Annotated in this window: 7 protein-coding genes; 5 read left to right on the top strand and 2 right to left on the bottom strand. The window is 63.8% G+C overall.

Annotation, left to right across the window (positions count from 1 at the left end):
- Nucleotides 1-56 precede the first annotated feature (56 nt).
- Nucleotides 57-2,858, bottom strand: coding sequence for a TonB-dependent receptor (locus BES08_RS06640; protein WP_008831202.1), 2,802 nt, complete (start codon nt 2,856-2,858; stop codon nt 57-59).
- A 192-nt stretch (nt 2,859-3,050) separates the two neighbouring features.
- On the opposite strand from BES08_RS06640, the gene BES08_RS06635 reads away from it, so the two are divergent.
- From BES08_RS06635 to BES08_RS06615, 5 genes are all read left to right on the top strand, one after another.
- Nucleotides 3,051-3,752, top strand: coding sequence for a GntR family transcriptional regulator (locus BES08_RS06635; protein WP_008831201.1), 702 nt, complete (start codon nt 3,051-3,053; stop codon nt 3,750-3,752).
- A gap of 50 nt (nt 3,753-3,802) precedes the next feature.
- On the top strand, nt 3,803-4,579 hold the full coding sequence (locus tag BES08_RS06630; RefSeq protein WP_162177369.1) for an HpcH/HpaI aldolase family protein: 777 nt from the start codon (nt 3,803-3,805) through the stop codon (nt 4,577-4,579).
- Nucleotides 4,580-4,708: 129 nt separating this feature from the next.
- Nucleotides 4,709-7,513 carry a TonB-dependent receptor plug domain-containing protein gene (locus tag BES08_RS06625; protein ID WP_069709179.1) on the top strand — a complete coding sequence of 935 codons (2,805 nt, stop codon included), beginning with the start codon at nt 4,709-4,711 and terminating at the stop codon, nt 7,511-7,513.
- 71 nt (nt 7,514-7,584) lie between these two features.
- A complete protein-coding gene (locus BES08_RS06620) occupies nt 7,585-10,038 on the top strand; it encodes an arylsulfatase (RefSeq protein WP_083274614.1) in 2,454 nt (817 codons plus the stop codon).
- 486 nt (nt 10,039-10,524) lie between these two features.
- On the top strand, nt 10,525-12,288 hold the full coding sequence (locus tag BES08_RS06615; RefSeq protein WP_156799795.1) for a site-specific integrase: 1,764 nt from the start codon (nt 10,525-10,527) through the stop codon (nt 12,286-12,288).
- 15 nt (nt 12,289-12,303) lie between these two features.
- Here BES08_RS06615 and BES08_RS06610 read toward each other — a convergent pair whose 3' ends face one another.
- Nucleotides 12,304-12,483, bottom strand: coding sequence for a hypothetical protein (locus BES08_RS06610; RefSeq protein ID WP_197524431.1), 180 nt, complete (start codon nt 12,481-12,483; stop codon nt 12,304-12,306).
- Nucleotides 12,484-12,533 lie beyond the last annotated feature (50 nt).

Below are 12,533 nucleotides of genomic sequence, written 5' to 3'. Positions count from 1 at the left end.
TCATGGAAGCGAGGGTCCGGCCGGTCATGGCCGACCGGACCCTCGCGGCTGGGAGCTTAGAACTTGAAGCGGACGCCCACCTTGCCGGCGCGGCCGATCGCATCGTAATATGCGAAGTTGGTAGCGCCCACGCCGTAGACGGGAACCAGCGGCGGGTCCTTGTCCAGCAGGTTGTTGATCACCGCGAAGATTTCCACGTTGCCCAGGTCGCTGTCCAGCAGCTTGTACTGTGCCGAGAGGTTCACGTAGAGCCGGCTCGGCACGGAATTGTCGTTGATATCGACGCCTTCGACATAGGTGTTGTCGTACTTGCTGGCGCTGATGAAGCGGCCCTGCAACTGCATCCCGAAGCGACCGACATCGTAACCCAGGTTGGTGTTGACGATCCAGCTCGGCACGCTGGCGACGGTGTTCACCACCTGCCCGTCGAGGCGAGTGGTGACGCGGCCGTCGCTGGTGGTCGACTTGATCGTGTAGGTCGCGAAGGCGCGCAGGCTAATGGTGCCGGGCAGCGAGGAAATCTCGTCCAGCGGCTGGCGGTAGCTGAACTCGACATCCACGCCCCGGTTCTTCAGGCTGGCGACGTTGATGTACTTGTTCGTCACCGAGGTCACCACGTCGCTGCTATTGCGCACGATCTGGCTGCACAGCACGGTTTCGCCCGTCTGGCAGCGATCGAGGATCGACTGGAAAGCCAGCGTCGAGATCGCATCGTTGATCTTGATGTCGAAGTAATCGACCGCAAGGCGCAGGTGCGTGCCCGGCGTCAGGACGATGCCGGCGGTCAGCGTATCGGCCTTCTCCGGCTTGAGCGCTGTGTTGCCCGACGTGATCGTGGGCATGAAGTAGCTGCCGCCGGTCTTGGGATCGCGCAGCGTGTTCTGGCCGAACACCGAGGTGCTGAACAGTTCGGTGATGTTGGGCGCGCGGATATCACGCGAGCGCGTGGCGCGAAGGCGCAGGAAGTCGTTCACGGCCCAATCGAGGCCCGCCTTCCACGTCGCGACGCTGCCCGAGGTGCTGTAGTCGGTGTAACGCACGGCGCCGGTCACATCGAGGCGCTGGGCGAAAGCCCAGTCCTTGATCAGCGGCACGTTGACTTCGCCGTAGAATTCCTTGGCGTTGTACGATCCGTGCAGCGGCTTGGGGTTGGCATAGTCCCACAGCGAGGCCTGGGACGCCGTATCGGAATCGGCGTTCACCTGCTCCTTGCGGTACTCGGCACCCAGCGCCACCTGGAGCGGCCCGGCGGGCAGTTCCAGAACCTTGCCCTGGATGTTGAAGGCGGCGGCGTTCTGCACGGTCTTCTGGCGCAGCCAGGCGGTGCCGGTGAAGTAGTCGGTCGAGGCCGGATTGAAATTGCCGACGCCGAACGGGTTGAACGCCAGGCAGGACGTGCCCGGGTTGGTCAGCGCAATGCGGCATACGGCCTTGCCGGTCGCCGGGTCGATCACCGAATCGAGCGCCTGGCTGAACAGGGCGGACTGGCGCAGGCCGTGGATTTGCGATTCGTACTTGGTCTCGCCGTATTCGTACGAGGCTTCATAGGTCCAGTCGGAGCCGATCTTGCCTTCGGCACCCAGGACGGTGCGGAAAGTGCGGGTGGATAGTTCGGTCGTGACCTGACCGATATCGCCGCTCCAGCGCCCGAAGCTGACCGACGACAGGTTGTTCGCCACCATCGCATCGCGGACCGCCTGAGGCAGGAAGGCGTTGTCGACCGCGATCTTCAGGTTGCCGTAGTTGTAGGCGTTGGCGCTCTGGCCGTTCACCTGGCTGTCCGAATAGGACACGTCGGCGAACAGGCGTAGTGAATCGGTGGCGTCGAAGGCCACCCGGCCGTAGCCGATCTTGCGCTCCATCTTCGGCAGCAGGTCGAAGCCACGGTAGAAGTAGCTGGCGCCGTCGCCCCCGATCATCAGCTGGCTGCCGGCCAGTTGGCCAACGGTGAAAGGCGTGGGCGTGCCGTCGGCGGCGAACTGCACGAGGCGCGAATCGCTGGTGCCGGTGAGCGAGCCCCAGGTCAGGCCCGAAGTGATCAGGCCGCCGTCGGTCTGGCGCGAATCGTGGACGTTGTTGGTGATCACGCGGGTCGGCGTGCCGTTGCCCGGAGTCGGGTTTACGACGAGGCCGGGCTGGCGGCGGCCCCAGTCGCGGGTGAACTGGTCGCCCGCACCTTCGTTGTCGTAGTATTCGCCGGCGGCCATGATGTGCAGGCGATCGTCGAGCAGCGAGCCGCCGACGAGCAGCGCGGCGCGGTATTCGTTGGCGTCGTTCTTCTGCGACTGACCGTACTGGATATCGCCCTGGATCCCCGTGAAGTCCTTCTTCAGGATCAGGTTGACCACGCCGGCCACGGCATCCGACCCGTAGCTGGCCGAAGCGCCGCCGGTCACCACTTCCGTGCGATCGATCAGGATCGAGGGAATATTGTTGAGATCGACCTGGCCGGTGCCGGCGGACGGCACGAAGCGCTTGCCATCGACCAGCAGCAACGTGCGTGAACTGCCCAGGCCGCGCAGATCGACGAAGTTGGAGCCCGCGATCTGCGAGCGGTTCGACGATCCCTGCGGCGTCTGCGCCGGGCGGAACGAAGGCAGTTCGTTGAGCGCATCGGCGACGTTCGATTGGCCGCGCTGGTTCATATAGTCGGCGCCGAGCACGGTGACCGGAGTGGGTGCGCTGGAGCCGTCGCGGGCGATGCGCGAGCCGGTGACGACGATGTCGCCAGCGGGCGCCTCGGCGATCTCGGGGTTCGGCGCGGACGCTTCCTGCGCCAGCGCAGGTGTGGCTGCGGCCAGTGTGAGTGCAAGAGCGCTGGCTCCGAGCCAGCGGTTATGTGCGATCCCTGTATGCATTGGAAACTTCCCTCATCGTTTCGAATACTGATTGGCATAACAGAATATGGATTTGGGTGGCCGTCAAGGGCGTATTTCGCAATTATTCCGCCGAAAACACCAAAATTGAGCATTTTTGCATGGACAAGCCGCTTATGAACCGTATTCTGTTTTTCACTTGCTAGGCAGCGTGTCTTGAAAGAGAATACCGATATGACAGTGCATCAGCTCGATCGTGGGGCGCGCGGAACGCCCGCTTACATGGAGGTGCTCGCCCGCATTCAGCGCGGCGACGTGGGGCCGGGGGACAAGCTGGTCGATACCGCGCTGGCCACGGAACTGGGCGTGTCGCGTATGCCCGTGCGCGAGGCGCTGCTGCGGCTGGTCCATGAAGGATACCTCGTCGGCACCACGCGCGGCTTCATGCTGCCTGAATTGTCCCAGAAGGACATCGCCGACATCTTCGAGATCCGTAAGATGCTCGAACCGCGCGCTGCGGCGGCTGCCGCATACAATCTTGACGCGCAGGCCGTGGCCGATCTCGAAGCGGCCTATCGCATGGCCTGCGACGCGGTGGAGCAGGATGAGCCGCTCGCCCTGATGCAGGCCAACACGCGCTTTCGTCAGGCTTGGCTCAACGCCGTGCCTAACCCCCGCCTGGCCGCGACGATCGGCCGCTTCGTCGACCACGTCCAGACCGTGCGGATCGGCACGCTCCACGACAAGGAAACGCAGATGGTGGTGATCGCGCTGCTGACCGACCTGCTGGAAGGCTTCCGCGTCCGCAATTCCATCGCCGTCTACGATTCGATGACCCGCTTCGTCGATGTCGCGCAGGGGCGCTTCTTCGCACTGATGGAGAAGACGCGGGCCGATTTCGACAACAAGGACATTGTCTCGGGCGGAGCTCTCTGAATTCGCCTCCAGCCGGACCCCATTCAAGCCGGATCTATTCAAGGATGTACATGACCACCCTCAATCCAGTGCTCGCCAATGCGAGCGACATGCGCGCGGCTCTCAAGGGCGGGGGCATGATCACATCGTGGTTCGCGATGGGTTCGGTGCCGCTGATCGAGATCGGCGCGATGGACTATTTCGACGCTGCCATCATCGATCTCCAGCATGGCCTGTGGGATCGCATGACCTCGCACCTCGCCGTGAGCGTGCTGGGCCCCAAGCCGGCGATCATGCGGGTGGCTGCCAACACCATGCCGGCGATCGGCGAAGCGCTCGACAGCGGCGCCGAGGGCGTGTTGGTGCCGTTGGTCGAAACGGCCGAGCAGGCCCGCGCAGCGGTGGCTGCAGCCACGTTCCCGAAGGACGGCATCCGTTCGGGCGGCGGCGTGCGCCCGCTTGCGGAAGGCTTCACCCGCTATCACAAGCGCAGCATCAATCCGCTGATCGGGGTGATGATCGAGACTTCCGCCGGCGTCGACAATGCGGCCGAGATCGCGGCGGTCGACGGGGTCGATTTCGTCTTCATCGGGACCGGCGACCTGGCGCTGTCGCTCGGCTGCTTCCCGCAGATCGACGAGCGCCACGAGCAGGCATGCCAGAGCGTATTCGAAGCCTGCAAGCGTGCCGGTACGCCGTGCGGTATCTTCACCACCACTGCCGAAGCCGCCGCAGCGCGGATCGAACAGGGCTACGCCATGACCGTAGCCGCGAACGACGTCGACATTCTCCTGCACGGGTTCGCGCAGGCCGGTCAGGCCGCGCGCAAGGTCGCCGCGCACGCCTGACCGGGAAGGCCCGACGCTCCGGCGTCGGGCTTATATAGTTCAATGCTGAAATAAAACGGGGGCGGAGCTCAAGGTGCCAGCGCGAGGCAAGGCGCGCATTCATCTCTTGGACAAATGGGGGGAAACATCATGCTTTCCAAATTGCATCTGAGGTACGACGTTCTGAGCTGCACGGCCAGTTTCGCTGCGTTGTCGGTCGCTCTGGCCAGTCCTGCGACGGCGCAGGTTGCAGTGCCGGTGGGGGCACAGTCCGCTGCAACCGATGCCGAAAGCCCGGCGCCTGCCGGCGATATCGTCGTAACCGGCACCCGCATCGCCCGCGATGGTGCATCTTCTCCCACGCCGCTCACCGTACTGGGCGGCGACTACCTCGCTGCCCGGGCGACCAGCAATGTCGCCGATGCGCTCAATGAACTGCCTTCGTTCCGCGCCACCACCTCGTCGGCCAGCACCAGCTCCACCGCGACGCAGGCCGGTACGAACTTCCTCGATCTGCGCGGCCTTGGAAGCAACCGCACGCTGCTGCTCGTCGACGGCAAGCGCCACGTGTCCACCGCGATCACCGGCCAGGTCGATATCAACATGATCCCGACGCTTCTGATCGACCGGGTGGAGGTCGTCACCGGCGGCGCTTCGGCGGTCTATGGTTCGGATGCGGTCGCGGGCGTGGTCAACCTCATCTACAAGAAGAACTTCACGGGTCTGGAAGGCGATGCGCAGTACGATGTGGCGCAAGTGGGCGATGCGCAAGGCTATCGCTTCGCGCTGCATGGCGGCACCGCCTTCCTGGAGGACCGTCTTCACGTCTCCGGCGCGGTCGAGGTGTTCCACAACGACGGTATCGGCAGCATGTATACGCGTGACTGGGGGCGGCGCGAATACGGCATCCTGACCAATCCCGCGCGCGCCACCAATGGCCTGCCGGTGCGCATCATCTCGGACCATGTCCGCACTTCGACGATGACGCCTTACGGTCTCGTCACCTCGGGTCTGACCTACGGCGACCTGACCGGCACCACCGACGTCCGCCGGATCCAGTTCGCGGCCGATGGGACCCCGGTGCCCTTCAATCAGGGCACGCTGGCCGGTTCGCAGTATATGATCGGCGGCGACGGCGCTGGCCAGGGCTTCCTCAGCGACTTCTCGCTCGCACCGCGCATCTCGCGCCAGTTGGCCAGCGGCGACATCCACTATGACGCTGGCGACGGGCTGGAGTTCGGCACCGCGTTCTACTACGCCCGTTCGCGCGCGTCGGGACAGGCGATCGCGCCATTCGACTTCGGCACGCTGACGATCCAGCGCGACAATGCATACCTGCCCGCGGCGCTTACGGCGGCGATGGACGCCAAGGGCCTGACCAAGCTCGCCTTCGGGCGCCTGTCGCTCGACGTCGGGCCGAACACGTCCGACAACACCACACAAACCTACCGCTCGGTCACCGACGCCAAGGGCCGCATCGGCGCCTGGAAGTGGGACGCCTACTATCAGTACGGCAAGACCGACTATGTCGGCCGCTTCAACGGCGTGCGCAACAATGCACGCTACCTGGCCGCCATAGATTCGGTCATCGACCCCGCCACCGGCAAGGCGGTGTGCCGATCGACCCTGACGGCGCCGGGCAACGGCTGCATCGCCTACAACCCGTTCGGCGATACCAATTCGACCGCCGCCAAGGAATACGTGACGGGCGACCAGTACTATCACCTCGTCACCCAGCAGCACGTCGCGGCGGTGAACTTCACCGGCCCCGTCGCGGAACTGTGGGCCGGCCCGCTGGCCGCATCGCTCGGCGCCGAATACCGCCACGAACAAGCTAGCGCCACCGCCGATGCTGCTTCGATCGCCGGCGCCTATGCGGCCGGCAACTACAAGCCGATCGACGGTCGCTACAGCGTCAGGGAGGCGTACCTCGAAATGGAGCTGCCGGTCGTGCGCGACCTGCCGTTTGCCAAGGCGATCGACCTCAACGGCGCGGTCCGCTACGCCGACTATTCGACCAGTGGCGGCTACGTGACCTGGAAGCTGGGCGGCACCTGGGATATCGGGTCGGGCCTGATGGTGCGCGCCACCCGATCGCGAGACATTCGCGCGCCCAACATCTCCGAACTCTACGCCTCGTCCGTTACACGCATCACCAGCGTGACCGACCCGCAGAACGGCAATGCCTCGATCTTCATTCCCACGCTGACCTCGGGCAGCACCGCGCTCAAGCCGGAGAAAGCCAACACCTTCACCGCCGGCGTCACTTACGCGCCGACCTGGATCAATGGCGTCCAGCTTTCGGTCGACTACTACGACATCAAGATAAACGACGCCATCACCAGCCTGACGGCGCAGAACATCGTCGATCGCTGCTATGCCGGCGACCAGAGCCTGTGCGGCCTGGTGGTTCGTTCGGGTGGTACGATCTCGCAGATCAACATCAACCAGATCAACCTCGCCTCGTTCGCCACCGCCGGCGTCGATTTCGAGCTGTCGTATTCGACCGATCTGCTGGGCGGCCGGTTCTCCTGGCGCAACCTGCTGACGTACGTGGACAAGTTCGAACAGAGCAATGGCGCGGTCGTCACCAACCTTGCCAACCAGTTCAACGGCGCGGGCGTAGCGCGCTGGACCGGCAACTCGACCATCGCCTACCAGCACGGCCGCGTCGGTGGCTCGCTGGTCGGGCGCTTCGTGGGGGCGGGCAAGTACGACAACCTCTTCGTCGAGGGCGTCGATATCAACGACAATACCGTGTCCTCGCGGTTCTACCTCAGCCTCAACTTGCGCTACGACCTGACGGATGACGGTTCGGTGCAGATCTACGGCGTCGTCAACAACCTGCTGGACACCGATCCCTCGATCGCGCCGCAGACGACGACGGTAACCAATGTTGCCTACTTCGACGAAGTGGGCCGCGCCTTCCGGGTCGGCGCGAAGTTCAAGTTCTGACCTGACGGGGGCGCCGTGCCGCGGCAGGCGCGGTGCCCCACCGGACGAGACAACAAGGAGTGAAGGCAGGCATGTTTGGCAACGGATCTCTGCGCAAGGCACTCGCGCGATCGAGTGCGATCCTGACTGTAAGCTGCGGCATTGTCGCCGCGGCCTGTGCCCAGACCAACGTACCCGGGGCACCCGCGTCGAACATCCAGACCAGCACGCCTGACGGCCGCTCGCGCGAAGTGTTGCCGATCGTCGACAGCCCGTTTCGCGGCGTTACCGGGACCACCGTTGCCGAATCGCGTCCCGACTGGCCGGTGCCCGTCGTCGCACCGGCCGGGGCGCCCAATGTCCTGCTGATCATGACCGACGACGTCGGCTTCGCGGCGACCTCCGCGTTCGGCGGCGCCATTCCCACGCCCAATCTCGATCGCCTCGCCAAGCGGGGCGTGCGGTACAACAACTTCCACACCACCGGCATGTGCTCGCCCACCCGCGCGGCGCTGCTGACCGGGCGCAACAGCCATGCGGTGGGCAGCGGCGCGGTGACCGACGTGGCGTCGGGCTATCCGGGCTACAGTTCCATCATCCCGCGCAGCGCCGCTTCGATCGGTGAAGTGCTGCGCGACAACGGCTACAACACCGCCTTCTTCGGCAAGCACCACAACATTCCCTCGTGGGAATCCTCGCTGTCAGGCCCGTTCGACCACTGGCCTACCGGGCTGGGCTTCGACTATTTCTACGGGTTCGTGATCGGGGATACCAACCAGTGGAACCCGCGCCTCTATCGCAATACCCTCTCGGTCGACGCACCGGCGCTGCCGCAGGGCCAGACGCTGGATTTCTCGCTGGCCGATGACGCGATCCACTGGATCCACCAGCAGAAGGCGACTGGCCCGGACCGTCCGTTCTTCGCCTACTTCGCGCCCGGCAGTGCCCATGCGCCGCACCAGGCCCCGCCCGAATGGATCGCCCGCTTCAAGGGCCGGTTCGACAGGGGCTGGGATTCGCTGCGCGAAGAGAACTTCCAGCGCCAGAAGCGCGAAGGGGTGATCCCGGCCAATGCCACGCTGACCCCGCGCCCGGCCGAAATCCCGGCGTGGTCCTCGCTTACCCCCGTGCAGAAGCGGGTCTATGCCCGCTACATGGAAGTGTTCGCGGCGATGATCGCCTATCAGGACGCGCAGGTCGGCCGCATCCTCGACGAACTCGACCGCATGGGCCAGTCCGACAACACCATGGTCCTCTACCTCGTGGGCGACAACGGCCCCAGCGGCGAGGGCGCACCGGCCGGGACGCTCAATCAGGTCCAGCACATGAGCCATGATTTCGAGCAGAGCGCCGAGGAAGTGGCCGGGGTGATCGACACAATGGGCGGGCCGGACACCATCGAGCTATATCCCGCCGGGTGGGGCTGGGCGATGGGCACGCCGTTCCGCTACATGAAGCAGTTGTCCTCGCACCTCGGCGCCATCCGCAACGGCATGGTCGTGTCGTGGCCGGGGCACCTGAACGATACCAGGACAGTGCGCACGCAGTTCGCTCATGTGACCGACATCTTCCCGACCATCCTCGAAGCCGTGCGCCTGCCGGTCCCTCGCCAGGTCAACGGCATCGATCAACAGCCGGTCGACGGTGTGAGCCTCGACTACACCTTCACCCATCCCCGCGCGCCCGAGCAGCACAAGGTCCAGTACTTCGAGATGTTCGGCAACCGCGCGATCTACGCCGACGGCTGGATGGCGAACACCACCCCGCGCCGGATGCCCTGGGAAATGGGCAATCCCGGCGGCAACCCCTACACCGACTACAAATGGGAACTCTACGATCTCGCCAGGGACTTTAGCCAGTCCCGCGACCTGGCCACCGCCAATCCCGCCAAGCTGGCGCAGATGCAGGCGTTGTGGCTGGAGGAGGCGCGGCGCAACCACGTGCTGCCGCTCGACGACAACCTCGCGAAGTCGCGGCTCGGCGCCTCGCATGCCCACTATGCCTCGGGGCGCACCTCGTTTGCGTACTGGGGCGGGAACTTGAGCATCAGCGAGAACCAGGCGCCCAGCTTCCGCAGCCGTGCATTCACCATCTCCGCCGACGTGACGCTCGACGTCGAGCGCGCCACCGCGCCGATCCTGGCGCGCGGCAGCCGCTTTGGCGGTTGGGCGTTCTATCTGCGCGACGGCGTGCCCGTTGTGCGTCAGGCCTATACGCAGCGCCCGCAGGATCAGGCCGAGATCGTCGGCAAGATCGCCCTTGGTCGTGGCGCTTCGAACATCGGGTTCGCATTCACTCCGGACGGAGCCGGCAAAGCGGGCGGTACGATGTGCATGACCGTGAATGGTGCCGAGGCAGGGTGCGGCCATCTCGATTATGCCGACGTCAAGGATGCGGGCCAGGGCGAGACTATGGACATCGGCATCGACACCGGTGCGCCTGTATCCACGGACTATGCGGCCAATGGTCCGTTTCCGGGCGCAATCCACAAGGTGCAAATCGAGCTTACAGGCAAGTCGGAAGCCGAAAAAGACAAGAAATTATAGTAATTTAATTCTCAGTAGAACCTTATAGGCGCACTGGGCCACTGCTCGGTGGCAATCGCCAGCCTGGCAAGGCAGGAGCCGTTCTCATGATTTCGTGAACGGCTGCTTCTTGGCTCGCAAATGACTCGAAATTTGAGACAATTGGGAGCGGTACGAGCTGCTGCGAGACGTTAGAAATTGGTCGGGGAGACAGGACTCATCCCGGACCTATTTTATAAGCTACTGAGATATCCTGCCTTTTAACGGTTCCGGCGGTTTGCTGTGCACATAAGTGTCGCACTTGACCGTCGCATCCGGAGGCGGATCGTGATCAAAATCGCTTACACCTACCGACGCGCCGGCGGCCGCTACCAGTACCGCCGGAAATTGTATTTGCGCAAAATAGGCCTTCTTCACATAACATGGTCGTTACGGACCTCTGAATGGTCCGTAGCCCGGCTTCGGGCAGCAGCGGCGACTGCAGCCCTCGACAGGCTTATGCAGGCAATGAAGCACGAAGCCTTTATCGGTGTTCGCTCCGCATCCGAAGTGAAGGATGTTATCAAGGGCATCATCGACCTCACGCTGGGTATCGCCACGCAGGGATATTTCGATCCGACCACACCCGCGGATCATGTGGACGCGGGTTGCCTCGTCAACGCGGACTTCCACGATCTCGCGGCCCGGCACGGCGGGATGGCGATCATGGACGAGGCCGACGAGACGCGGCTGCGCGACGATGGGCGGGACGACGCGCATATCGACCATCTCCGGCGGCTCATTCGCTCGACCGGCGGCAACCTCGTCCTCAACGACGCCAGCGTCCAAATGCGGCTCGAGCATCTGGGGATGAAATCGCTGCAATCGACCGTTGAGCAGGACCGGCTGCTCATGCACCGTGCGATCAGCGAGGGGCAGCGACGCGCCATGCATTTCAATGACCCGCGCGTGATCGCATCCGGCGATCCGCTCGATTACCTCATGACCCATGGCGGCGCCCTGACCGCGCAGGTCCAGGTTCCCGTCCCGCCGACACGGGAAACGGTACGCGAGACGCCGATGGCGGATCCGGCGCCGGAGGTGGTTGCGACCGAAGCCAAGATCATGTCGCCGCTGTTGAGCGGCCTTATCGACCCGATCATCGATGACATCGTGAAAAAGGGTGGCTGGACGGAGGGCGTCGGTGAGGATGCCCGACGTTTGATGAAACAGTTCGTCTGGATGATCGGCGACAAGCCTTGTCTCGATTACACTCAGCAGGACGTCGCGACGTTCCGCAAGGCCCTGTGGGACATGCCGAAAACGGTCAGGGTCCAAAGCGTCTGGCACGTTCCCTACGCCAGCGCCGTCAAGAAGTTTCCGAAACTGACGGAGGCGAACACGCGGGCGAACAAAACCCTGAACAAGGATTTGAGCTATATGTCGACCTTCGCCAAGGAAATGGCGGCTGTCGGGCATTGGCCGAAGGATTTCATCAACCCCCTTGGGTTGGCCGCGACCGTCACCCGCCAGCAGAAGAGCTCGGGGCGCGTTCCCTGGAAGCCCATTCACCTCGAGACGATGTTCAATTCGCCAATCTACCATGGCAATCTCGGCACGCGCCGCAGGCTAACGGCTGGGTGCTATATCCATCAGGACGCTGCGTATTGGATGCCGCTGCTCGGGGCATATCAGCTTGGCCGGCGGGACGAGCACACCGGTCACCACGTCAGCGATTTCGTGTTCGATACCGCGATCCCGCATATGCTGATCTATCCGAATGAACTTCGGAGCCTGAAAACGGAAGACTCGGCGCGCGTTCTTCCTATCCACCCCCGCCTCCTTGATCTGGGCCTCCAGGAATTTGTGGAGGCTGCAGGAGCCAGAGGTGAAAAGCTGCTGTTCCCCGAACTCTGGATGAACGATGTAAAAAAGGGCGGTGACCAATATTACGCTATCGGCTGGAAAAAGCTGATCGACTGGCTCCGTCAACAGCCCGGGATCGTTATTCCGTGCACACCTGCCGGCAAGGAGGCCGATTTCCATTCGGTCCGAAGCACCGGCCTTAGCCAGCTCGATCGTGCCGACATCAACCAAAACATCGTTAAGGACATTGCCGGGCACAGTCGAGAAGGAACCACCGCCCGCAGCTATCAGAAACTGCTGGAATCCGGCGGCCTGGATGACGTGCTGCAGGAGCGCCTGAAAGTGCTGACGCGACTGCCTGACTATGCGGCCGGCGTCGTGCGACACAAATTGAGCGTGCTCGTGATGAAGGCGCGTACGCGCTGATCGCAGGCGGGGCGCTCAGCCGAAAGTGCGCGCCACCTCGGCATGGCGCTCCGCAATCTCACGCATCGAAAACGTCGCCCCAGCCTGCGCTGCGATCTCGGGCCAATCGGCAAGTCCGGCGCGCACGTTGTCGATGATCGCTGCGATGGCACGGTCGGACAGGCCGTGCCTTCGTCCCAGTGCCATCAAGTGCACGGCTGTGGCCTGCGCGAACATGGGTCATTTAAGCGGCTTTGGTCCGATCC

It is taken from the genome of Novosphingobium resinovorum, assembly GCF_001742225.1.
GTDB classification, from domain to species: domain Bacteria; phylum Pseudomonadota; class Alphaproteobacteria; order Sphingomonadales; family Sphingomonadaceae; genus Novosphingobium; species Novosphingobium resinovorum_A.
The sequence above is the reverse complement of the archived record's forward strand: the minus strand, read 5'-3'. Positions and strand labels throughout refer to the sequence as shown.